Raw genomic sequence first — 22,498 nt, 5'->3', positions numbered from 1 at the left:
GAGGTGCCGCGCACAGCACGGCGGCGCCGGCCGTCGCCGCCGCACGGCTCCCTCCTCGTCTTCGCCGCCGGGGCCGCGCGGCGTCGACGCCCGCGCCCACAAGGGGCGAAAGACCAGGCCGGGGGTGGGGGCGGTCGGCTCCACGGCTTTACCCACCTCCCCGGTTCGGGTCCCGCGTCGAGCAAGACCAGGGGGCCACTCGTTCAAATTCCGGGCAGCTCACAAGCCTGCCCGAGTTGCCGGCCAGCGTACGGCCCCCTGATCATGCTCGACCCCAAACCGGGCAGGACACCGGCCAAAGCCGCTCCGCCGACCTCGTCGTTATGGCCACCGAGACACGCTCTACTCAATCCCATCTGGATAGAGAGGACTACGCCCGGAATTCTCCTCAAGCCACATTCGATACCCCTCCACCACCGGACCCCCCAAATTAATTGAAAACTCAAGCCCAAATAGAGCCAAAACGAAATACACCTCCCCCCTGTTCGTGTGAAGAAAGCCCCATTCCCAAACCCGCTGCACGACCTCCCCCGCAGAAGCCCCCCAAGCTTTGTCCGCCTCATAGATTCGGCGCATACTTACAGGCCACAGCTTCCCTATGCCGTACCTGGCGTATTCTCGAATCGGGTCGAACTGAACTTCATCGACGAGAGAGCTGAGCCCTTCGGGCGAGTCCAGTAACCGCGATGCCATGGACTCCAGAGCAGCCTTCGCCATGAAGCGCGAGACCAGTACTTCGTTCCATTCATCACTTGGGCTCGGCAGTGACAGGACAACCTTGCTCTCCGAACTAGCCATCCACCGAAACGCCTCAGTCGTTGTGTCAATGATCCCCGCCGTCGGTCCGTCGAGATGGCGGTAAACAGTAACGGGGAGGCCAGGGCCCAGAGTTCCACTCAAGGGCGGGATGCGCCTCTTCTTGCTGGGCACCCCTTGATGGAAGCGAAGAGAGACGATTGTGGGATCTTCCAGGAACGGCTTTTCTACCTTGAGGGCAAAGTAGTTATTGCACTTATCGCAGACAACGCCTGGCGGTAGGGTCCCCGTGGTGTTTCCGAGAGATTCAGGAACGATGTGCTCAACACTGCGCGAACCACCTGATTCCTTCTTGCAGAAGAGGCACAGCATGTTTCCACCAAACCGCTCGGCCAGGGTTCCGATAGGACATCCAACTTTAGATCTTGCACCTGTTTGAGCACCACTGGTTTCGAGGTGCAGGCACGGGTTATGGACGACAAGCGGCAGGGGATCCTCTGTTTGAGCATGGAGAGGCTCCCCTGCCGTTCCGATGTGTCGCTGCTAGCTGAAGGCCGCCGCCGGCAGCTGCGGGCCCTCGTCGCCTCCTTCGCAGGCGGGAGGATCCGTCAGCGGCAGGCGGTGACCGCGGCTGATCGCTACACGGCGCACCTCACTCAGGGACTCAGCCATGTCCATCCCCAGGAGCCGCAGCTCGTTCGAATCCGTCTCTCCGTCGCCGAGTACTTCGAGCGCGTGCTCCAGGAGTTCGCCTGCCACGTCCAGCTGCGACGCTTCGGTGCTGTCAGCCAATCGGGACAGGTAGCCACCGCTGCCCTCGGTGCTCAGATAGCAGGGCTTGCCCTCGGGGCCTGTCCACGGGAGGAGCCGCAGCTCGCTGTGGGTCGTCATCTTCCGCTAGTCCTCTCGTTGGCGATGTGGTGGGTGGTGAAGAAGGCGTCAGCGCGGTCGCCGGGAAGCACCAAGAGCGCCGCCTCGACCATGCGTCCCGTGACGTCGGCTGCCACTCGCGTGATCGCGAGCACTGCCAGGGCCGGGCTGATGCGAAGGGTCGCCGCTTCCTCTTGCGTCGGAGGACGGGCGCAGACTCGTTCCCGGACCTCGGCCAGTGGCGGGCGGAGTTCTGCCAGCTTTGCCTCAATGCTCTTGCAGCAGTGCGATTCGACGGGGATGCCGGTCGGCGACAGGTCGCAAGGGACATAGATGCGAGCCAGGCTGTGCGGGGACTTCCCCTCGTGGCTGAGGCAGAAAAATTCGGTGAGCGGGCTACGTGACGACACCCCCAGCAGGCCGGCCAGTTGACTGTCCGCACGGAGGATGGTGGTACGCACGCTGACGCGTAACGCCGAACCGAAGGAGGGCTCCGTCCGGGGTGTGCAAGCACCACCGATGTAGGTGATTCTGCGGAGCGGGTAACGGACGAAGTTGCCCTTGCCGTGAATCTTCTCGACGAGCCCTTCGCCCTGGAGAACCGAGAGGGCACTCCGCAGCGTTGCCGTGCTTACCGCGTAGCGAGAAGCGAGCTGCGCTTCAGAAGGGAGGCATTCGCCAGCCTTGATCTGACCGGTCGAGATCGTGTTCCGAATGTCATCGGCGATGACGTGACGGCGAGAAGGCACGGACTGCATCACCACCTTTCAGCGTGCGTACGGCTACGAGCCGAGACCGGGAGTGCATGGTCAGCAGTTCGCCCGACTCGAAACACAGACGCTTCGCTCCGCCGGGAAGCTGGAGCAGGTCGGTCACACGACACGGGTGGCCGCCGATCTGGATGACGTCGCCGCGCTGCACGGTGGCAGAGGTGATCTCGACGGAGGCGGCCGGTGCAGTACCCGGAACCCAGCCCCTCACCGGGGGCCGTCCATTGGGTTGCCGCAGTCGGCCACCGTGTGGCAGGAGCAACTGCACGCCTCGTAGATCACGGGGACGCCGATCGGCGCGGTAGCGGGAGAGGAGTGCGCGCACTCGCAGTGCCTACCGATCAGGCAGGAACTCGACTGGTAGGGAACGACCTTCGTGTGGGGCGCGCGGAACTGCTGGGGAGGCATCAGAGCGCCTCCGCCAGCGTGAACCGGTGGCGCGCAACGCGATCGCGAGGTGTGCCAGCCGGTCCGATAGGTACTGAGAACCGGTGGTGTCGACTCATCGGAACGCACCGCTCATCGGTGTGCCCGACGGTCTGGCGGATACGGTTGAACATGCTGATCAGCTCCTATCGCTGATAGCCAGGCCCCCGGACATCGCCCGTCGCGGGGGCCGCTGTGTGTACGGCGGCCCAAAAGGTGCGGCCGTTCAAGCTGTTGGCGACGAGCCCGAATCGATCGGCCTCCGCCACTGCTTCCAAGACCTCCCGCCACGACTCGGCGGAGAGCGATTCCGGTACCTCCGCTTCGATCGACGTGACTTGAGCGTGCTGCTCCACGCGCGGGGTGAGGCCGACGGCGGACAGCCGGGCTGCGATGCCTTCGGCTCTTAATTCCGAAGCAGGCACAGGGCAGCCTCCGTCATCGACGATCACTTGCAGTAAAGCTAGTTAACTAGATTAGAGCTAGTGGACTAGATTTTCCATATGCCTGAGCAGCCGCCGTATCTCCGCATCGCTGACGAGCTCCGGCGCCGGATCGCGGAGCATGAGTGGGCGCCGGGAGACCGGCTCCCGTCACGCGCCCAGATCGCCCAGGAGTGCGGCGTCGGCGAGAACGTGGTTCGTCGCGCCCAAGAGCTACTGATCTCTCAGGGAGCGCTGGAAGGTCGCGCCGGATCCGGCACGTACGTTGCCGCCGCTCGTCAGCGCGTACGCATGGTCCGCTCCTCGGCGCGCGAGCAGCCTGACGGTTCCCCGTTCCGCGCGGACATGAAGGCCGTGGGCAAGTTGGGGGATTGGGAGAGCCGGACCGAGGCGAAGGTCCCGGCGCCGGTTGAGATCGCGGCACGCCTCGGTATCGGCGAGGGTGAGCTGTGCGTCCGCACCGTGTACGAGTTCCTCGCCGACGGCAAGCCGGTGCAGCTGTCGACGAGCTGGGAGCCGTACGACCTCACCGCCGGCACGCTCGTCGTCCTCCCGGAGGGCGGGCCGCACGCCGGGGTGGGCGTGGTGAACCGTATGGCCGAGATCGGCGTCACGGTGAGCCACGCTGTGGAGCAGCCGGAGCCGCGGCAAGCGAATGCCGAGGAGGCGTCACTCCTCGGCATCCAGAAGGCCGGCCTGGTCACGCACATCCGGCGGACGTACTACAGCGATGAGGGGCGGCCCGTGGAGACGGCGGACATCATCGTTCCCGCCGCTCTGTGCGAGATCGTCTACGAGATCCCCATCAGTCGTTAGTGGGTCTTGAGCCCCGTGTTTCAGCGCACAGCAAAGTTAGCGGACCTACCTGTGTTCCGTCTGACATCGGACTCTTGTGTGCCGCCCTCGGCTCGGCCTGTCAGGCGCAGTGACGGCCTCGGGGCGTCTCCCACCACAAGAGTCAGGGGTGGGGTTGTCACAGCCTCGCGAGCCCTCGACTTCGGGGAGATAATCAAGCCCTGCTTGAATGGCGCGCCGTACCTCACGCCAAGCGCGGATGACCTCAGGAAGCTTAGACAGCACCTCGGCGATCTGCGTCAGTAGCAGCATGGCGCAGCCAAAAAGCAGCAAAGATCACCAGCGTCACGTTGTGCCAGCTCATGAGGACTGTCCCAGCGTCTGCTGGAGCGGTGCTCGACGTCCGTGCAGGCTGAGCATCGCGAACCCCAACCGCACCTTCACGCGGTCGACAGCATCGTGCATCGCGGCGCCGGGGATACCAACCTGTGGAGCTGTCAGTGATGTTGCGACGTCCTCGGCGCAGGGGATGCCATTTCATCGAAACGTCCATCGGTCCGCCGAGCCCCACAGCTGCTTCCCATATCGTTCTTCTCTCCCATCGTTGACCCAACCAGAACGTTGTAGAGGGTCAGAGAACCAGTTGCCGATCGCCCACCTGCCCTGAGGGTCCTGAGTCGCGATGCTGGTCGCGAGACCGGCCAGCAGGCACTCGGCGTCTGCACACATGCCGAGTGCTTCGTCGAGCTGTGTCTGCCCCGCCTACTCACCCGGACTCCTTCTCCAGTTCACCGCAGAGTGATCTCCATGCGCCTCGGTCCGTGATGATCTTGACGCCGAGTTTGACCCGATCCAGGTAGGGCGCCTCACTGTCGCGAGCTTGGGCGTAGAGCTCCGAGGAGGTGATGTTGGCGCGAAAAGCAGCTTGCAGCTCTTCGTTATCAGTGGCGGATACGACATGCCGAAGCTCCTCGGCATAGGCGCGTGCCGCTCCTGCTTTACTGCTGTAAATAGTTACCTCTTGGTAGGACTTGTAGGCCTGGTCGGCTCTCTTGCAGGCGGCTGCGTTCGTCGAATCCGGGTTGAGCTTGCGCTGAAGCTCATCGACATTGGTGATGCCGAAGAACGCCAGCAACCCTACGACCGCCGCCGCGACGCCGAGCCACCCTGACACCTTGCCGGTCTCTTCCACTTCTCTCCCCCGCGCGGTCGATCCAGGCACCTAGGCAATATCGTATGGTGCTGACGGAGCCTCGGTCAGGACTTCAACTAGTCAACTCAGACCGAATGTTTGCCTAGGCAGCCACCCCTGGCATGTGGCGTCGCATGCCTCCGCCGGCTCCGCAAGGCATTCTGAAACGATCAGTAAGCCCCTCAGCTGAGGGACGAGACTCCGATCCGGCTCCTTCTCAATTTCCGTCTCATTCACCTTCGTGCACCAGCGTTCAAACTCGTGCGACCTGCGGGTTTTACTGGTGCCCCGAACGGGTGTGAACGGAGCCGCCGGACCTCGAAGGTTCTCTGACCGGTCTCACTCCACCAGGGAAACCAGCAAGCAGCACTGACAACGGTCCGGCACCCGGAGGAGCGGCGGTGCCTCGCTCCGGTACAGCAACGAAGTACAGCAACCCCAGCAACCGGCAGCGCCCGACTCCGGCTCTCATGGTCCTCCCGGCAGCCTGTATGACCTCCAATGACCGATCTCTTCAGAGCTACGGATCAGAAGGTTGCAGGTTCGAATCCTGCCGAGCGCACAGCAGGCCAGAGGCCCCGTTCGATATCGAACGGGGCCTCTGGTGTTTCTCTTGACGGCGGTGATTGACGGCAACCGCTTCAGGCAGCCGGCGTGACGCCGATCAGATGGCTACCGGAACACCAGCCGTGCCCTCGTCATCGTCCGACGGGTTGCCGTCACCTCTCATCGGCGCCTTGTGGTGAACGGCTGAGGCGGGGGGCACGGGTGCGGCCGGTGTGCTGCTCGACGGCCCTGCCGTGCCAGGCGGTGGCGAACGGGCACAGTCACCGCATCGCGAACTCACCCACGACGAGATGGACTTCGGACCACGCGCCGGCCCCGGGTGAAGGAATGTAAAGCATGCTTGACACTAAAGGGAAGGTGACAAGTAAGCTTTACACGTGCGAAACAGTGTCAGGGAACTGCGGTCGTCGCGAAAGCTCTCTCAGGGGCAGCTAGGTACGGCCCTTGGGGTCTCACGGCAAACGATCAACGCCATCGAGACCGAGCGGTACACACCTTCGCTGCCGCTCGCCTTGTCCTTGGCCAAGTTCTTCGAGGTCAGCGTTGAGGAGATGTTTCATGTCGATGAGAGCCCAGCAGATGACCGGTAACACGGCCAGGTGGTCCGTTCCCGGCTTCTTCCTCGTCCTCGGAGGTGCCTGCCTCGTGGCCTCGGCTTTCGGCGGGCGCCTCGTCATCGGCCTGGTGGCGTTCGGGGTTCTGGCGGTCTGCAGTCTTGCGTTAGTGCTGCTGGGGCGCCGGAGCGAGACGTATCAGGGGCTCACCGAGAAGGAACCCGACGAGCGCTTCGCCCGGATCGGAGGGCGTGCCTGGGCCGGCACGGGCGTGGTCCTTACCGTGGGGAATATCTGCGCCTTCATCGGTGAGCTGGCATCTGGAAGGAGCGGCGATCCCTACTTCTGGTTCGTGGCCACCGCCGCCATCGCTTACATCGCGTTCGTCGCCTTCTGGTCTCGGCATACGTGAGAAGCCATCGCCTTGCCTTCCCCATGCCGTCGAAGGCGGAGCGCTGGGGAGGTATGGCGAGCGGCCCTTCTCCGGTTCGGTCCCCTGCTGGCTGGGTGATGGCTTCTTGACCGGCGTCGGCGCGGTGTTCCGTGATGCGCTTCAGGCGGCTGCAGCAAGTAGCAGCTGTTTCACGGGGGCTGGATGCGGCTCTGCGCGTTCCATCCCGCCTGGAGTGAAAGAGGCTCCGGGGTGTTCAAGCGCTAGCTCGAACCAGTCTCTTACGGTTGCGGTCGTTGGAACCGAAACCACTTCTGGCGACGGGCTGGCGTCTTCCTGTGTCGAGAGCTCGGCCCCCACGAACTGGTCGGTCATGGTCACCAGCATCACGCCGTGGTCGAAGTCAGCCACACGTTTCATCACAGCGTCAGCGGGTTCGTGCTGGTCCGCCACCAGGACGACATGCCGACCGTTCTGGTCCAGCGTCTGGCTACCCGTCAGCACCTTGACGAGTTTGGGCATGTGGCGTCGCTGCAATTCGCGGACGACGGTCTGCCGGCCCTCGTCGAAGCCGAGCGTAGGGGCGTACTTGAACGTCAAGGAAACCGCATTGGCGAGAGCGAAATCGATCTCCGTCATCTCTTCTCGGCTGGGGTAGGCGACGTCGGTGTCCCCCATGCCGTGTTTACGCAGCCACGCATTGACTTCTGTCCACAGCCAGACCTGAGTGCGTCCTGCTACTCCCTCGGGTGCAGGGAAAGGCCCGTGCTCAGCCTTGCGCTCACCCGCGACCCACTGTGCAACGTTTTGCCTGGACCGATCTGTGCGCTCACTGATCTCAGGGATGCCCACCAGGTCACGGTCCAGCCTGATCACGCGCAGCCCTGGCACGCATTCGCGAAGAGCCGTGGCCGCGTGAAGCGCGGCATCCACTGCGCGGGGGCCGTCCATGGTGATGCTCACCATGTGCTGGCCGCCGGCCTTCGCGAGGGTGGCGTCCAAGGTGTCGAAAAGACTCTCGACGGCGTCGGCATCCTCAACTGTCACGCCTGTCACGATGAAGGTGAAGTCGTAGTCCATGATGCCCCCTGGAGTCGTCTACACCGTCGCAGAGATGTTGTCGTTCGTCAACAGGTAAAGCGCCCCAAATTGGGACAAAGTCGAACCGGTGTCCAGGCTCTCACTCTTTGCGGGGGCGTCCCGCCAGGCTGCGGTGGGCGGCATCTGGGGGTAGTGGGCAACGGGACGCAAGTCGATCGATGCGTCGCGCGTGTGTCCCTGCATTCCGCGGGGTGCGAGAGACTGGGATCGACGTGCACTGGGACTCGCAGGTGCACCAGAGAGTCCCCCAATGGCTCGCCTCGTGCAAGATCCAACCCGCGTCCACTCACTTCGTCAGGACAGCCCGGACTTCCTTGTTCGGGTGGGATGACGGGGCAAGCGGTTTGCCGACCATCAGGCGCCCACCTTCCCGCGGTGGGCTGCGGCATGCGCATCTGTCGCCAGTTCGTTGAGACGGTGGGGAACCTGTACCACGGGAGGTCGAAGCTCCTTTGGTGCCGGCCTCGCGAGCGGGGAGCGCGCATCCCCCGAGGCGTCTTCGTCACTGAGGTCAGAGGAGCGTTCACTCTCCGACACCAGAACGATACTCCGAATGGCCTAAATCGCCACTCATCTGTCTGGCTTAGCGCGCTGCCGGTCATCCGGAGGCTCAGGAGGAACAGTCGCACCACGCCCCTACGCCCGGAGGGGGCTTCGGGAAAGGGCGGCGGTAGGGGTGCGTGATCCGTGGCCCTGGTGGCGGCAGCGGCGCCACGTGGCCGCGTGCGGTGGGGCGGGGTGTTCCGGGGCTCGGTGCAGCCCTGGGAAACCACAGCTGTTGCGGGAGTGGGCTTTCTATGATGTGGGGCGGGAGTTGAGGTGGCGGAAGGGGGCTGGGCGGTGGAGGTCACGGTGTCGGTTGGGGATGGGGCGGAGGGGGTTGAGGGGGCGGTTTCGTTGTATCGATGGTTGGTGGATGAGCCTGAGTTGCGGGGGCAGGCGGGGGTGTCCCTGGAGGCGGAGCCGTCGGAGCCGGGGCAGATGGGCGGGGGGCTGGAGCTCGTCAATGTGGTGCTGTCCAACAGCATTGCGTTGGGGAGCCTGGTGACCGCTGTGGCCACTTGGCGGGGTTCGCGGGCGCGGCCGCCGCAGATCCGGCTGGAGCGGGATGGTGTGGTGGTGACGTTGCAGGATGGCTCTCCCGAGGCGGTGGAGCGGATTTTGCGGGTGTGGAGTGAGGGGGAGAGGGATCAGGGGGACGAGGGCGGTGCGCCTGGTTCGGGGGCGAGGGGGGGAGAGCGCGGGTAGCGGTGGCCGCTCTGTCGGACCCGGGCCGGTCGGAGGCCGTATTGGTGGGGGTCCATGACTACGTCAACCTGGAGAAGCTGCCTGCGGTCGCCCGGAATCTGGTGGGGCTGCGGGAGGCGTTGACGGATCCGGCGGTGTGGGGCTGCCGGATGAAGCCTGCACGGTGCTCTCGCAGCCCGGTAGTGCCGGGCAGGTGCTGGACACCGTACGGGAGCGGGCCCGTAAGGCTCGGGACACGCTGCTCATCTACTACGCCGGGCACGGGCTCACGGACCCGCACACCGACGAGCTCTATCTCGCACTGCCCGATTCGGACCGTGAGCGCGAGTACACCTCGCTGCGGTGGTCGTTTGTGCGTCGTCAGGGGGTGGCGTTTGTGAGGGCAGCCCTTAGGTGGTGGCGGACGTGCTGGGCCGTTTGGTGGGCGTCGAGGCCGGCGACGTCTACGGGGAGGACCTTCCAGAGGGTGGCGGCCAGTAGGCGGTGGGTCAGGGCGGTTTCGTGGCGTAGGTGGGCGGCGGCCGAGGGGAGGTCGTGGACGGAGCGGGTGCCGGGGGAGGCGGCGAGCTTGGTGACGTACCAGTTCTCCCAGTCGGGGCCCTCGCGGTCGACGGCGCGCTGGAGTGCGGTCGCGGGGTCGTCCTGTACGTAGACCACGGTCACCCGGGCCGGTTCGACGGCGGTGGCCAACTCCCCCAGGAACCGGGCGATGGTGGGCTCGTCGTGGCCCCAGGCCACCAGGGACGGGATGAAGGGGAGCAGGGCGTCGGTGACCAGGACGTCGGTGCCGGCGGCGCGGGACTCCGTGAGGTAGGCGTGGGTGGCGGCGACCAGGGTCTCGGGGCGGACGCTGTGGGAGCCGTTGGCGAACTCCTCGGCGACCGGGCGGAAGGCGGGGCGGGTGAGGATGTCGGCCTCTTCGAAGTGGTCGACGGTGGCTCCGGTGCTCCTCATCCAGTCGGCCAGGGAGTGGCAGAGGGTGGATTTGCCGACTCCGGGGCTGTTGCCGGCGACCGCGATGAGGTGGAGGGGGCGTGCCGGGGGGTGAGCGGGGTGGTCTGTGGGGTGGGTGGAGGTCATGGGGGAAGTTTGGCAGAGGGGGCGGTCAACGGGGGTAAGTCGGGCGGTAGTTGGGGGAGTTGGGGGGCGGCTGGGCGGCTGGGCGCTGGCGGGGTGGCTGGAAAGGGTGGTGGGGAGGAGGGGGGATGCGGGTGGGCGGTCGAGGGGGGCGGCGTCGGGGGCCGGGGTGGTGGGGGCCGTGCTCGGGGCGGAGTGGCCGGCGTCACCTAGGGCGGGGGTGAACGGATCCCGTAGGGGGTGCGAGGGCCCCCTGTGGGGCCACAACGAGGCGGGGTGGGGCGGGTATTCCCGAGGGGTGGGAGGGGTGCGGCGGTGGCGGGGGGAGGTGATGGGTGGGGTGGTCGGGGAAACGATTAGGTATTGGCGGGGGGAGTCGCGTAGTGTTCATTTCACCGACGCGGGGTGGAGCAGCTCGGTAGCTCGCTGGGCTCATAACCCAGAGGTCGCAGGTTCAAATCCTGTCCCCGCTACTGACGCCGCAGGTCCGGTGGAATTTCTTCCACCGGACCTGCGGCTTTTTTGTGTGTTCAGCCGTGGACCGGGGGTGGCGGGGCCGTGTAGTGGGCGGCCGGGCCGGTGCGGGGTGGGGGGAGCCGGGTCAGGTCGGGGTGGAGGAGTAGGTCGTCGTCGTAGTCCTTGCTGTTCTGGTGGCGGAACGGGAGCGGCTCGGTGGTGGGGAGCGTGCGCAGGCGCTCGCGCAGGCGGGTGGCGGCGGTCGCGTAGGCGGTCGGGGAGGCGCGGTCCGCGCCGGGGATCAGGAGTGGCGGGACGACGGAGATGCCGGTGTACCAGAGGGTGCCGTGCTGGAGGGGGAAGAGGAGGTCGTTGAGGTCTCCGTTGACGCCGCGCGGGCCGAGGGTGGCGGCGCGGGCGCCGGCGGTGGTGATGACCATGGCCCGTTTGCCGGTGAGTTTGCCGTCGCCGTAACGGAGGGGGCGGCCGGTGGCCGGGTCGGTGAGGCCGAAGGCGAAGCCCTTGACGAAGACGCGGTCGAACCAGCCCTTGAGGATGGCCGGCATTCCGTACCACCAGAGGGGGAACTGCACGATCAAGGTGTCGGCCCAGTCGAGCTTGTGCTGTTCGGCGCGGATGTCGGGGGCCAAGTGGCCTTCCGTGTAGGCGCGTTCGGATGCCTCGCCGACGAGGAGGCGGTCGGCCGGGTCGTGGCCGTAGTCGGCGGCGTCGACCACCGGGTTCCACTTCATGGCGTACAGGTCGGAGACGCGGTGCTGGTGGCCCTGGGTGTCGAGGGTGCGGAGGCCCTCGTCCTTGAGGGCGCCGCTCAGGGAGCGCTGGTCGGGGTGGGCGAACAGCCAGAGGACCTTCATGGGTCCACTCTCCGCGGGGGCGGAGCGCGGAACGAGTGGCCCGATGGTCATAGTGTGCAAGGATCGGGCCATGGGTGTCACGGGTGTAGTGGAGAGCGGAAGCGGGAGCGGTAGTGGGGGCCGTGGTGGGGGCGGGCAGGTGCGGGACGTAACGGGGAGCGGGCGGCTGCATCGGGTGGCGGTGCTGGTGCGGGACGGGATGCTGCCGATCGAGGTGGGCATCGTGCACCGGATCTTCGGGGAGGCCCGGTCGGCGGCCGGGGAGCGGCTGTACGAGTTGGTGACCTGCGCGCTGGAGCCCGGTGAGGTGCGGACGGACACGGACTTCACGGTGAATGTCGCGCACGGGCCGGAGGCGCTGGCGCAGGCCGACACCGTGGTCGTACCGGCGTCCGGGACGGACTACGGGCTGGGGGCGGAGCGGAGCGCCGGACGGCTGAGTCCGGCGATGGCGGAGGCGCTGGGCCGGATCCGGCCCGGGACCCGGATCGCGTCGATCTGCACCGGGGCGTTCGTCCTGGCCGCGGCCGGGCTGCTGGACGGGCGGCGGGCGACTACACACTGGCGGTCGGTGGAGGACTTCCGCCAGTTGTTCCCGGCCGTCGAGCTGGACGCGGATGTGCTGTACACGGATGAGGGTGAGGTGCTGACGGCGGCCGGGGTCGCCTCCGGGATCGATCTGTGTCTGCACATGGTCCGGTGCGATCACGGGGCGGCGGTGGCCAATGACGTGGCGCGCCGGACGGTCGTGCCGCCGCACCGGGAGGGCGGGCAGGCGCAGTACATCCGGCGGCCGGTGCCGGAGCCGCAGATCTCGTCCACGGGGGCGGCGCGGGCCTGGGCACTGGAACATCTGGACCGGCCGCTGAGCCTGCGGGAACTGGCGGCGCGGGAGTCGATGAGCGTACGGACCTTCACCCGGCGGTTCCGGGAGGAGGTCGGCGTCTCGCCCCTCCAGTGGCTGACACAGCAACGGATCGAGAGGGCGCGGCAGTTGCTGGAGGAGACGGAGCTGACGGTGGACCGGATCGCGGCCGAGGCGGGCTTCGGGACGGCGGCCTCGCTGCGGCAGCATCTGCAGTCGGCGTTGGGGGTCTCGCCGCGGGCCTACCGGAGCACGTTCCGGGGGCCGGGGAGTGGTGGGGGTGGGCTGGTGGCGTGAGGGGCTGGTGCCGGAGGTCATGCCCCGTCGGGCCGGGCCAGTCCCGCCTGAAAGGCGATGACCACGAGTTGGGCCCGGTCACGGGCGCCCAGCTTGGTCATCGCGCGGTTCGCGTGGGTCTTGGCGGTGAGCGGGGTGACGTAGAGGCGCTCGGCGATCTCGTCATTGGACAGGCCGGCCGCGACCAGGGTGACCACCTCGCGCTCCCGCGGGGTGAGCGCGGCCAACTGCGGTGCTGCGGCCCGCCCGAGGGGTGGTGCGGGCTGGGCCAGGAAACGGGCGATCAGGGCCTTGGTCGCGGTCGGCGAGAGCAGGGAGTCGCCGGCGGCGACCACACGGATCGCGTCGAGCAGTTCCTCCGGGTTGATGCCCTTGCCGAGAAAGCCGCTCGCCCCGGCGCGAAGTGCCTCCGCGACGTACTCGTCGTTCTCGAAGGTGGTCAGCACCAGGACCTTCACACCGGCGAGATCCTCGTCCTCGCTGATCAGCCGGGTCGCGGCGAGACCGTCGAGGTCAGGCATCCGGATGTCCATCAGCACCAGGTCGGCGCGGTGGCTGCGGGCCAGGTCGACGGCTTCGCGGCCGGTCGCGGCCTCCGCGACGACCTCCATGTCGGAGGCGGAGTCGATGAGCATCCGGAAGGTGCCGCGCAGGAGGGCCTGATCGTCGGCGAGCAGCACACGGATGGTCATGGTCAGCCCTTTCGGCCGGGGCGCAGCGGCAGTTCGGCGTCGATACGGAAGCCCCCGCCGGGGCGCGGTCCGGCAGCGAGGGTACCTCCGGCGGACTTGGCCCGCTCCCGCATACCGATCATGCCGTGGCCGGTGCCGGCCACGGGGGTTCCTTCGGTGCCCGCGGCGGCAGGGCCGGTGCCACGGCTGCTTGCCGCGGTACCACGGCCGTCGTCCTCGACGGCGATCCGCAGGACATCGGTGCGGAAGTCCAGACGGACCCGCGCCGATGCCGGGCCGGCGTGCTTGTGCGTGTTGGTCAGGGCCTCCTGGATGATCCGGTAGGCCGTCAGATCGGTGATCGGTGACAGCTCGCCCGGTTGCCCGGTGCGCTCCAGGGTGACCTGGAGGCCGGAGTGGCGGAAGGAGTCCAGCAAACCGTCGAGGCCGGCGAGTCCGGGCGCCGGTTCGCGGGGCTCGACCGGGTCTTCGCCGTACCGGAGCAGCCCTACGGTGGCGCGCAGTTCGTCCAGCGCGCCCCGGCTGGTGTCCCGGATCCGTTCGAGCGCCTGGTAGGCGTGCTCGGGGTCGGTGCGCATGAGGTGGTGGGCGACTCCCGCCTGGGCGTTGACCAAGGTGATGTGGTGGGCCACGACATCGTGCAGCTCCCGGGCGATCCGGAGGCGTTCCGCGGTGACCCGGCGGCGGGCCTCGTCCTCCTTGGTGCGCTCGGCCCGCTCGGCTCGCTCCACGGCGGCGGCGAGCACTTGACGGCGGCTGCGGACCGCGTCGCCGATGGCCGCCGCCAGGAGCGTCCAGGCAATCAGGGCAAGGGACGACGGGAGCTTCTCCGCCAGGCCGGGGGACTGCGGAAGCTCCACGCTCGTGCGGAGGAGCAGCGACCCGGTGATGAGCGCGGCTGCCGCGAGGATGCCGGCGCCCCACGCCCTGCGCCGGCCGGTGCGGATCGCCACCGTATAGAGAGCGACGGCCGTGGCGGCGGGCGTCGGCCTGGGGAGCTGGGACAGGGTCAATTGGGCCAGAGCCATGGCCACGGTCACCGCGACCACGGCAAGTGGCCAGCGGCTCCGGACGAGCAGCGGCGCACAGGAGAGCGCGAGGGCGGCGAGGGACCAGGAGAACGCGGCGTGGTCGACGTAGGCGAACGCGAGGGTCAGCGGGGAGGCCAGGAGGAAGCAGCCCAGCGTGACGACCAGGTCGACCATGGGGGGCCGGGCCGCCCGCAGCCACTCGCCGATCCGGTCGGTCATCTGCACTCTCCCACGGTACGCAACCCCGGCCGGACCGGCGATGACGGCGGTCCGGCCGCGCGGTGCGTACGGCTTCATCGAACGAGGCGGACCGCGCGTACCGGCCTGCCGTGCGGCGGACGGCTCACCTCGCGGCGCCGTTGCCGGTGAGGTGACTGCGGTACTCGCGCAGGGCGCGTGCGCTGTTCCAGCCGAGCGCGCCCACCACGCGGTCGTCCACCTTGTAGAGCGCGACGAACTTGCGTGCCTGTGGATCCCCGTCGACGACTTCCACGGTCGCGTCGGAGGGGCACCAGCCGCAGGTTTGGATCTTGGCGTCGTACTGGTCGGTCCAGCCGAACGGAACCGGTGCGTAGGGCACTGCCTCCGCCGGGCCGGAAAGGAGGTTTCCGGCGGCGGTGATGGCCTGTTGAGTGGCGTTGGTGCGCTGTTCGAGGCGGACGCGGCGGCCGGCCACGGGATGCGGCCAGTTGGCGACGTCTCCTGCCGCGTACACCCCGGGGGCGGCCCGGCAGGTGCGGTCGCAGAGCACCCCGTCACCCAGCGGGAGCCCGGAGCCGGCCAGCCAGTCGGTCGCCGGCACCGAGCCGATCGCGACCACGACGACGTCGGCGGGCAGCCGGCTGCCGTCGTCGAGGGTCACGGCGGTGACCCGGCCGTTCTGGCCGGTCATGCCGGTGACGTGGCGGCCCATGCGCAACCGGACACAGTGATCCCGGTGCATATCGCCCACCAAACCGCCCACCCAGCTGCCGACTTGCCTGGCCATCGGGGCCGGCTCGACGTCCACGAGGGTGACGTCCAGGCCGAGACCGCGCGCGGTGGCGGCGATCTCGCTGCCGAGGAATCCGGCACCGATCACCACGACCCGGGGACCGGCCAGCAACTGGGCGCGCAGCGTCAGGGTCTCGTCCAGGGTGCGCAGCACATGCACGCCGGCCAAGTCGTGGCCGAAGGGCAGGCGACGGGGGCGCAGCCCGGTGGCGATGATCAGGCCGTCGTATCCCAGCCGGTCCCCGTCCGCCAGGGTGACGACGCGGTCCTCCGTATCGAGGCCGGTCGCCCGGCACCCCAGTCGCAGGTTCATGTCCAGCCGTTGGATGTCGGTGTCCTGGCGCAGGGCGGACCGATGCGGTTCCCAGTCGCCGGCCAGCACCTGCTTGGACAGCGGCGGCCGGTCGTACGGGAGCTGCAGTTCGTCGCCGACCATGGTCAGCGTCCCGGTGAAGCCCTCGCGCCGCAGGGTGTCGGCCGCGGTGAGACCCGCGGCCGACGCGCCCACCAGAACGATGTGGTCCATGGCGGGCACTACTCCACCACCTCGATGGCCAGCGCGGGGCAGCGGGCGGCGGCGTCCCTGACCTGGGGCAGCGACGTGTGCGGCGGGTCGGCGTCGAGCAGGACGACGATGCCGTCCTCGTCCCGCTGGTCGAAGACGTCGGCGGCGGCCAGCACGCAGGTGCCCGCGCCGACGCATTTGCCCTCATCGATGAGGATCTTCATGTGGTTCTCCGTGTGGTGTGTGGTGCGGCGGTGCGCTGGGTGTGTGGCGGTTTCACCAGGTCACGGGCAGTTCGTGGACGCCGTAGACGAGCATGTCGTCGCGCATGGGCACCTCGTCCACCGGAACCGCCAGCCGCAGCGTCGGGAACCGTTCCAGGAGCGCGGACAGGGCTGCCTTCATCTCCGCACGGGCCAGCTGCTGGCCCAGGCACTGGTGGATGCCGTGGCCGAACGCCAGGTGCGGGGTGTGCTCCCGGGCCACATCCAACAGCTCCGGGGCATCGGCGAAGTGTTCCGTGTCCCGGTTCCCGGATGACAGGGAGGCGACCACCATGCTGCCTTCCTTGATCTGGTGGCCGTGCAGTTCCACGTCCTCCAGCGCCGTACGGCGGACCCCGAACTGAATGATCGACAGGTAGCGCAGCAGCTCTTCGACGGCGCCGTCCATCAGGGAGGGGTCGGCGCGCAACGCTGCCAGCTGCTCGGGGTTCCGCAGCAGGCACATGGTGCTGAGCGCGATCATGTTCGCGGTCGTCTCGTGCCCGGCGATCAGCAGCAGCACCCCCACGCCGGTCAGTTCTTCGTCGGTCAGCTCGCCAGACTGGACCAGCTCGCTGAGGATGTCGTCGGTGGGGTTCTCCCGCTTGGCTAGCACCAGTTGGTGGATGAATGCGCGCATCGCGCCCTGTGCCTGCTGGAATTCTTCAGGGCTGGAATTCAGCCGGACGATCGTGGCCGAGTTCCGCTGGAACTCCTCGCGGTCGGCGTAGGGCACCCCGAGCAGCTCGCAGATCACCAGCGAGGGAATCGGCAGCGCGAAGGCCTGGACGAGGTCGACCGGGCCCTCGGCGGCGGCCATCGCGTCCAGCTGCTCGGCGACGATCTTCTCCACCGCCGGCGTCAGCTGCCGCATCCGTCGCACGGTGAACTGCCCGGTGAGCAGCCGCCGGAACCGGGTGTGCTCCGGCGCGTCCATCATGATGAACAGCCCCGGCGGCGGCGGTGCGGGTACGTCCCCCTCGGGGCCGCCGGGCCGCAGGATGCCGCGCTTCGCGCTGAACCGCGCGTCGGAAAGGACCGTCCGCACGTCGTCATACCTGGTGACCAGCCAGCCGGCGGCACCGTCCGGGAAGGTCATCGGCGCGACCGGCTCCTGCTCACGCAGCGTCCGGTACTCCGCCGGCGGGTCGAAGGGGCAGCTCCGCACCGTGGGCTGCGTCTTGGTGGGCTCGGTGTTCGTGGGCTGGGTGTTCGTCACGGAAGGGTCCTTTCCAGAGAGAGGGATGTCTCGGTGTGCGTGCGGGAGTTGGTGGCGCAGGAGTGGCCGGCGAGGGCGCGGCGGTAGACGCGCCAGCCCAGCAGCACGGCGAGCGCGAGGACGGGCGGCCCGAAGGCGTCGGCCGTGCCGAGGGCGACCACCTCGCCGGACAGGTACAGCGACAGCTGGATCGCCAGCATCACCGCACTTGAGGCGAGGATCACGAGGTTGCCCTTGATGTACGCCCGGCGCCGTACGGGACACCGGTGCCAGCCGGGCCCCTCCTTCGTGATCAGCGCCACCACCACGCCCATCAGCGGCCGGCCGATCAGCACCCCCACTGCGTTCGCCACGACGACCACGCTGTGCATCACCAGGTTGGGCAGGAAGAAGTTGGCGGCTTCTCCGGTCTTCGCGGCCAGCGCCCCCTGGACGCACACGAGACCGAGGACCGCGAGCGCGCGCCACACCGATTCCCCGCGCACCACCCGGTAGACGCAGACTCCGGTGGCTGCCGCCAGGGCGAGCATCAGCGCGACGGTGAGCCGGTGGGTGAGGGCGTAGCTCACGGTGAATCCGAAGATGGGCGCGATATCGATCACTGCCGCGCGCAGCCGCTCGCGAAGGACGGCCTGGGCGGCCTCCTCGCCGCCGGTCACGCGGTGTGCTGTTGGGTCCACGACTGCTCCAGGCTCCTCGACAGACGGTGGGCATCTCGTCGCTTGCGACCCTGTTCACGATGCCGTCGCGCCCCCCGGGCCGTCGTCGTGCGCCCGCAGACACTTCGGCTGCCGCAGACGCAGTACGACGCCGCGGCGCCTACCACGGGCGCAGACGTGCCCCGCGCGTCGCTGGGGCGGGGGCTGCGCCCGGCCGGGCTGTCATGGCTGGCAGGGTGGGCAGGGTGGGACGTAGTGGTCGAACCGTGAGGGAGGGGCCGGGGTGGCGGACGGGGACGAGCGGGTCGGGGCGTTCTGGCGGGAGTTGGGGCTGCCGGGGCTGATCGATGTGCATACGCACTTCATGCCTGAGCGCGTGATGGCGAAGGTCTGGGCGTACTTCGACGCGGCCGGGCCGCTGGTGGGCCGGGAGTGGCCGATCACGTACCGGTTCGAGGAGGACGAGCGGCTGGCGGTGCTGCGCGGCTTCGGCGTACGCGCCTTCACCTCGATGATCTATCCGCACAAGCCGGGGATGGCGCAGTGGCTGAACGGCTGGGCGGCCGACTTCGCGTCCCGTACGCCCGACTGTCTGCGGACCGCGACGTTCTTCCCGGAGGACGGCGCCGGGGAGTATGTGCGCGCCGAACTGGCCGACGGGGCGCGGGTCTTCAAGGCGCATGTGCAGGTGGGCGGGTACGACCCGGCCGATGAGCGGCTCGACCCGGTGTGGGGAGCCCTCGCGGAGGCCGGGGTGCCGGTCGTCACCCACTGCGGTTCGGGCCCGGCGCCGGGCAAGCACACCGGGCCCGAGCCGATCGGCCGTCTGCTGGCCCGCCACCCCGGGCTGCGGCTGATCATCGCGCACATGGGGATGCCGGAGTACGCCGATTTCCTGGACCTTGCGCAGCGCTATCCGGGTGTGCACCTCGATACGACCATGGCGTTCACGGACTTCGCCGAGCGGATCGCGCCGTTCCCGCGGGCGGAACGCGGCCGGCTCAGGGACCTCGGCGAACGGGTGCTGTTCGGCAGCGACTTCCCCAACATCCCCTACGGGTACGCGCACGCCCTGGAGGTGCTCACCGGGCTGGAGCTGGGGGACGACTGGCTGCGCGGGGTCTGTTATGGGAACGCGGCGCGGTTGTTCGGCGTGTGAGCGGTCCGGAAGGTGGTGCGGTCCGGAAGGTGGGAGCGGGGCGCCTTCAGGGTGTGGTGAACGCGGCGGCTGCTGCTGCCAGTTGGGCCATGGCCGCGCCCAGGTCGGCGTGGGTGGCCTCGTCCGTCACGCGTTCCGTGGCGGGGTCGATCTTCGGTCCGACGGCGGGGATTTCGCGGCAGGCCGCCGTCACGACCTCACCGGACACCATGCGCAGGACCTCGCGCAGCTGCGCGTTGGCGTGGTCACCGCCGGAGGGGGACGGCGAGGCGGTGATCACCGCGACCGGTTTGCCGACGCATTCGCCGCTGCTGATCAGCCAATCGAGGGCGTTCTTGAGGACGCCGGGGACACCGTGCGCGTATTCGGGGCTGACGACGAGCAGGGCGTCGGCGCTCGCGGCGGCGGTGCGCAGCGCGGCGACCGGGGCCGGGGGTGTGGCGCCCTCGCCGTCCAGGTCGGGGTTGAAGTGCGGGAGCGCGCCGATGTCCGCGGTGGTGGCCGGGCCGTCCCAGAAGGTGAGGGCGGAGCGCAGCACCGCACCGTTGGAGGAGCGCGCACGCAGACTGCCGGAGAGGGCGAGAAGGTTCATGGGGTGACGGTACGGCTCGGGGTGGGGTCGGTATGTGGTCGGGGTGGCGCGGTGCGGGCGGTGGAGGGCGGCGGCAGCGGGGGCGGGAAGCGGGCGCCGAAGTGCCGGCAGGGACAAGGAAAGTGCTGGTCAGGGCGATTGTCAGTGGCAGGTGCGATGCTTAAGGAGTGGTGATCGACCTGGACCGCGCGGGGGGCGGCCCAGGTCGGTCCACGACCAACCGGCCGGGCATGGGGAACGGTTCGGGGCCGGGGGAGGGAGAGAGAAAGCCAGGCATGGCGGATTCTCAGGAGATTCACAGAAAGGCGCAAGAGAGCTCTCACGGGGGCGGGCCAAGCTCCCGGATATGACCGTGACTTCCTCGTCCTCAGCGTCGTTTCGTCTGCCGGCTCCGGCGTCGTCCTCCAGGGGTGCGCCAGGGAAGCAGCCGGAGCTGTTGCGGGCCGACGGCAGTCCCGTACGGGTACTGGTCGTGGACGATGAGTCCTCGCTCGCCGATCTGCTGTCGCTCGCGCTGCGCTACGAGGGCTGGGACGTCCGTGCGGAGGGGGACGGCGCCGGTGCGCTGCGCTGCGCCCGTGGTTGGCGGCCGGATGCGGTGCTGCTCGATGTGATGCTGCCGGACATGGACGGTCTGACGGTGCTCGGGCGGCTGCGGCGTGAACTGCCGGATGTGCCGGTGCTGTTCCTGACCGCCAAGGACGCGGTGGAGGACCGGATCGCCGGACTGACGGCGGGCGGCGACGACTACGTCACCAAGCCGTTCAGCCTGGAGGAGGTGGTGGCCAGGCTGCGGGGGCTGCTGCGCCGGGCCGGTGCGGCCGCCGCACGGAGCGAATCGCGGCTGACGGTGGGCGATCTGGTGCTCGACGAGGACAGTCATGAGGTGTGGCGGGACGGCCAGGAGATTCATCTGACGGCCACCGAGTTCGAGCTGCTGCGCTATCTGATGCGCAATCCTCGGCGAGTGCTGAGCAAGACCCAGATCCTCGACCGGGTCTGGAGCTATGACTTCGGCGGCCAGGCCAATGTCGTGGAGCTGTATATCTCGTATCTGCGGCGGAAGATCGATGTGGGGCGGGCGCCGATGATTCATACCCGCCGGGGCGCGGGCTATCTGATCAAGCCGGGTGGGTAGCGGGTCGTGAGCGGGGAGCCCGCCACGGGGACTGGGCGAGCAGCCCCGTCCCCGGCCCCCCGGCGTCGATGGTCGCTTCGGACGCGGCTTGTGGTGTCTGCGGTGGCTTTGATCGCTGTTGTCGGGGCCGTCATCGGGACGGTGACGACTATCGCGCTGCACTCGTATATGCAGGGGCAGTTGGACCGGAAAGTGCACGACTTCGTGATGCGTGCCCAGATGCCGCGCCCCCATGAACCGAGCCCCGACCAGGGGCGCCTGGACTTTGTGGCGATGGGTGGTCAGCCCCTCGGCACGGTGGGGGCGCGGATCGGTCCCGGGGGGACGGCGGAGGCCGGGGCGAAGCTGAGCAACCCGACCAACCGGCTGCCCGAGGAGCGGCTGACTCCGCTGTCACCGTCGCAGGTCGCGGCCCTGAACACGGTGCCCAGGGACGGCCGGTCGCACACCGCCGAGCTGCCCGGACTCGGTGACTACCGGGTGGAGTCCGCCCAGGACGGCTCCCTGGTGATCGGCCTGCCGCTCGACTATGTGCAGAAGACCGTCGGCAGGCTCGTCCTCATCGAGGCATGTGTGACGGTCGCGGGGCTGGCGGCGGCCGGGCTCGCGGGGTCCGCCATGGTCGGGATCGCACTCCGTCCGCTGCGCCGGGTCGCCGCCACCGCCACCCGGGTCTCCGAACTCCCGCTCCACCAGGGCGAGGTGGCGCTGCATCTCCGGGTGCCGGCGACGGAGGCGGACGGGCGTACGGAAGTCGGGCAGGTCGGTGCGGCGCTGAACCGGATGCTGGGGCATGTCGGTTCCGCGCTCGCGGCCCGGCAGGAGAGCGAGACGCGCGTCCGGCGGTTCGTCGCCGACGCCAGTCATGAGCTGCGTACCCCGCTCGCGTCGATCCGGGGCTACGCCGAGCTGACCCGGCGCGGGCGGGAGCAGCCGGGCCCGGAGACCCGGCACGCCCTGGGGCGGATCGAGTCGGAGGCGGAGCGGATGACGGGGCTGGTGGAGGATCTGCTGCTGCTCGCCCGGCTGGACTCCGGGCGTCCACTCGCCCATGAGCGCATCGATCTGTCGCCGCTGGTGGTCGATGCGGTCAGCGATGCGCAGGTGGCCGGGCCGGGTCACCGGTGGCGGCTGGAGCTGCCCGATGAGCCGGCGGTGGTGTACGGGGATGCCGGACGGCTGCACCAGATCCTGGTGAATCTGCTGGCCAATGCCCGTACGCATACGGCGGAGGGGACGACGGTGACGGCGAGGGTGCGGGTCACCGTGGGTGCTGCCGCCGGTCGCGACGAGGGCGTTCAGTTGGAGGTGGAGGACGACGGGCCCGGTATTCCGGCGACGCTCCTCCCGCATGTCTTCGAGCGCTTCGCCCGGGGTGATGCCTCGCGTTCGCGGGCCGCCGGGAGCACGGGGCTCGGCCTCGCCATCGTGCAGGCGGTGGTGGCCGCGCACGGCGGTTCGGTCCGGGTCGGCAGTGTGCCGGGGCGGACGGTCTTCACGGTGACGCTGCCGACGGCGGGGGTGGCCGCCCGGTAGGCGCCGGTCCAGGAGCCCCATCGCCCCC

24 protein-coding genes and 1 tRNA gene are annotated in these 22,498 nt (G+C 68.7%); 9 read left to right on the top strand and 16 right to left on the bottom strand.

Annotated elements, in window-relative coordinates:
• Window positions 1–342: 342 nt before the first annotated feature.
• From STRTU_RS16680 to STRTU_RS16660, 5 genes are all read right to left on the bottom strand, one after another.
• A complete protein-coding gene (locus STRTU_RS16680) occupies window positions 343–1,128 on the bottom strand; it encodes an HNH endonuclease (RefSeq protein ID WP_159744234.1) in 786 nt (261 codons plus the stop codon).
• Between the two features lie 171 nt (window positions 1,129–1,299).
• Complete coding sequence (locus STRTU_RS16675; RefSeq protein WP_159744233.1) at window positions 1,300–1,647, bottom strand: hypothetical protein; 348 nt, start codon at window positions 1,645–1,647, stop codon at window positions 1,300–1,302.
• Window positions 1,644–2,384, bottom strand: a complete 741-nt coding sequence (locus STRTU_RS16670; protein WP_159744232.1) for a GntR family transcriptional regulator — start codon at window positions 2,382–2,384, stop codon at window positions 1,644–1,646. Before STRTU_RS16670 ends, STRTU_RS16675 begins: the two co-directional genes overlap by 4 nt.
• Window positions 2,344–2,607, bottom strand: a complete 264-nt coding sequence (locus STRTU_RS16665; RefSeq protein WP_246241395.1) for a hypothetical protein — start codon at window positions 2,605–2,607, stop codon at window positions 2,344–2,346. The genes STRTU_RS16670 and STRTU_RS16665 overlap by 41 nt, the downstream gene beginning before the upstream one ends.
• 361 nt (window positions 2,608–2,968) lie before the next feature.
• The gene (locus tag STRTU_RS16660) at window positions 2,969–3,247 is read right to left on the bottom strand and encodes a hypothetical protein (protein WP_159747010.1); all 279 of its coding nucleotides are present in this window, start codon (window positions 3,245–3,247) and stop codon (window positions 2,969–2,971) included.
• 78 nt (window positions 3,248–3,325) lie between these two features.
• On the opposite strand from STRTU_RS16660, the gene STRTU_RS16655 reads away from it, so the two are divergent.
• Window positions 3,326–4,081 (top strand): GntR family transcriptional regulator, encoded by a 756-nt coding sequence (locus STRTU_RS16655; protein WP_159744231.1) that lies wholly within the window; start codon window positions 3,326–3,328, stop codon window positions 4,079–4,081.
• Window positions 4,082–4,826: 745 nt separating this feature from the next.
• Here STRTU_RS16655 and STRTU_RS16650 read toward each other — a convergent pair.
• Window positions 4,827–5,252 (bottom strand): hypothetical protein, encoded by a 426-nt coding sequence (locus STRTU_RS16650; protein WP_159744230.1) that lies wholly within the window; start codon window positions 5,250–5,252, stop codon window positions 4,827–4,829.
• A 944-nt stretch (window positions 5,253–6,196) separates the two neighbouring features.
• On the opposite strand from STRTU_RS16650, the gene STRTU_RS16645 reads away from it, so the two are divergent.
• Window positions 6,197–6,409, top strand: a complete 213-nt coding sequence (locus STRTU_RS16645; protein WP_159744229.1) for a helix-turn-helix transcriptional regulator — start codon at window positions 6,197–6,199, stop codon at window positions 6,407–6,409.
• The gene (locus STRTU_RS16640; RefSeq protein WP_159744228.1) at window positions 6,378–6,785 is read left to right on the top strand and encodes a hypothetical protein; all 408 of its coding nucleotides are present in this window, start codon (window positions 6,378–6,380) and stop codon (window positions 6,783–6,785) included. Before STRTU_RS16645 ends, STRTU_RS16640 begins: the two co-directional genes overlap by 32 nt.
• 141 nt (window positions 6,786–6,926) lie before the next feature.
• Here the strand turns inward: STRTU_RS16640 and STRTU_RS16635 are convergent, their stop codons facing one another.
• On the bottom strand, window positions 6,927–7,844 hold the full coding sequence (locus STRTU_RS16635; RefSeq protein WP_159744227.1) for a helix-turn-helix transcriptional regulator: 918 nt from the start codon (window positions 7,842–7,844) through the stop codon (window positions 6,927–6,929).
• A 933-nt stretch (window positions 7,845–8,777) separates the two neighbouring features.
• On the opposite strand from STRTU_RS16635, the gene STRTU_RS16630 reads away from it, so the two are divergent.
• Entirely contained in the window at window positions 8,778–9,113 is a 336-nt protein-coding gene (locus tag STRTU_RS16630) for an effector-associated constant component EACC1 (protein WP_159744226.1), read from the top strand.
• 360 nt (window positions 9,114–9,473) lie between these two features.
• On the opposite strand, the gene STRTU_RS16625 is transcribed toward STRTU_RS16630, so the two are convergent.
• On the bottom strand, window positions 9,474–10,193 hold the full coding sequence (locus STRTU_RS16625; protein WP_159744225.1) for a nucleoside/nucleotide kinase family protein: 720 nt from the start codon (window positions 10,191–10,193) through the stop codon (window positions 9,474–9,476).
• A 396-nt stretch (window positions 10,194–10,589) separates the two neighbouring features.
• On the opposite strand from STRTU_RS16625, the gene STRTU_RS16620 reads away from it, so the two are divergent.
• Window positions 10,590–10,663: transfer RNA gene (locus tag STRTU_RS16620), tRNA-Met, on the top strand.
• 57 nt (window positions 10,664–10,720) lie between these two features.
• Here the strand turns inward: STRTU_RS16620 and STRTU_RS16615 are convergent.
• Complete coding sequence (locus tag STRTU_RS16615; protein WP_159744224.1) at window positions 10,721–11,521, bottom strand: NAD(P)H-dependent oxidoreductase; 801 nt, start codon at window positions 11,519–11,521, stop codon at window positions 10,721–10,723.
• Between the two features lie 70 nt (window positions 11,522–11,591).
• On the opposite strand from STRTU_RS16615, the gene STRTU_RS16610 reads away from it, so the two are divergent.
• A complete protein-coding gene (locus STRTU_RS16610; RefSeq protein WP_246240651.1) occupies window positions 11,592–12,683 on the top strand; it encodes a GlxA family transcriptional regulator in 1,092 nt (363 codons plus the stop codon).
• A gap of 17 nt (window positions 12,684–12,700) precedes the next feature.
• Here the strand turns inward: STRTU_RS16610 and STRTU_RS16605 are convergent, their stop codons facing one another.
• The 6 genes from STRTU_RS16605 to STRTU_RS16580 all read right to left on the bottom strand — a co-directional run bounded on the left by STRTU_RS16605 (window position 12,701) and on the right by STRTU_RS16580 (window position 18,066).
• A complete protein-coding gene (locus STRTU_RS16605; protein ID WP_159744223.1) occupies window positions 12,701–13,375 on the bottom strand; it encodes a response regulator in 675 nt (224 codons plus the stop codon).
• Between the two features lie 2 nt (window positions 13,376–13,377).
• Window positions 13,378–14,625, bottom strand: coding sequence for a sensor histidine kinase (locus STRTU_RS16600; protein ID WP_159747008.1), 1,248 nt, complete (start codon window positions 14,623–14,625; stop codon window positions 13,378–13,380).
• A gap of 124 nt (window positions 14,626–14,749) precedes the next feature.
• Entirely contained in the window at window positions 14,750–15,925 is a 1,176-nt protein-coding gene (locus STRTU_RS16595; RefSeq protein ID WP_159744222.1) for an NAD(P)/FAD-dependent oxidoreductase, read from the bottom strand.
• A gap of 8 nt (window positions 15,926–15,933) precedes the next feature.
• A complete protein-coding gene (locus tag STRTU_RS16590; RefSeq protein WP_129250090.1) occupies window positions 15,934–16,128 on the bottom strand; it encodes a ferredoxin in 195 nt (64 codons plus the stop codon).
• Between the two features lie 52 nt (window positions 16,129–16,180).
• Window positions 16,181–17,386: a cytochrome P450 gene (locus STRTU_RS16585; protein ID WP_174878878.1), complete on the bottom strand. Its 1,206-nt coding sequence runs from the start codon at window positions 17,384–17,386 to the stop codon at window positions 16,181–16,183.
• Complete coding sequence (locus STRTU_RS16580) at window positions 17,383–18,066, bottom strand: DUF3159 domain-containing protein (protein ID WP_246240647.1); 684 nt, start codon at window positions 18,064–18,066, stop codon at window positions 17,383–17,385. Before STRTU_RS16580 ends, STRTU_RS16585 begins: the two co-directional genes overlap by 4 nt.
• A gap of 262 nt (window positions 18,067–18,328) precedes the next feature.
• On the opposite strand from STRTU_RS16580, the gene STRTU_RS16575 reads away from it, so the two are divergent.
• Window positions 18,329–19,204, top strand: a complete 876-nt coding sequence (locus STRTU_RS16575) for an amidohydrolase family protein (RefSeq protein WP_159744221.1) — start codon at window positions 18,329–18,331, stop codon at window positions 19,202–19,204.
• A 46-nt stretch (window positions 19,205–19,250) separates the two neighbouring features.
• Here the strand turns inward: STRTU_RS16575 and STRTU_RS16570 are convergent, their stop codons facing one another.
• On the bottom strand, window positions 19,251–19,796 hold the full coding sequence (locus STRTU_RS16570) for an NADPH-dependent FMN reductase (RefSeq protein ID WP_159744220.1): 546 nt from the start codon (window positions 19,794–19,796) through the stop codon (window positions 19,251–19,253).
• 346 nt (window positions 19,797–20,142) lie between these two features.
• Here STRTU_RS16570 and STRTU_RS16565 point away from each other — a divergent pair, with 346 nt between their 5' ends.
• Both STRTU_RS16565 and STRTU_RS16560 read left to right on the top strand, forming a co-directional pair.
• Window positions 20,143–20,934, top strand: coding sequence for a response regulator transcription factor (locus tag STRTU_RS16565; protein WP_371873603.1), 792 nt, complete (start codon window positions 20,143–20,145; stop codon window positions 20,932–20,934).
• Between the two features lie 93 nt (window positions 20,935–21,027).
• Window positions 21,028–22,470: a sensor histidine kinase gene (locus STRTU_RS16560; RefSeq protein WP_371873602.1), complete on the top strand. Its 1,443-nt coding sequence runs from the start codon at window positions 21,028–21,030 to the stop codon at window positions 22,468–22,470.
• Window positions 22,471–22,498: the final 28 nt, after the last annotated feature.

Source organism: Streptomyces tubercidicus, assembly GCF_027497495.1.
Lineage (GTDB): Bacteria > Actinomycetota > Actinomycetes > Streptomycetales > Streptomycetaceae > Streptomyces > Streptomyces tubercidicus.
The sequence above is the reverse complement of the archived record's forward strand: the minus strand, read 5'-3'. Positions and strand labels throughout refer to the sequence as shown.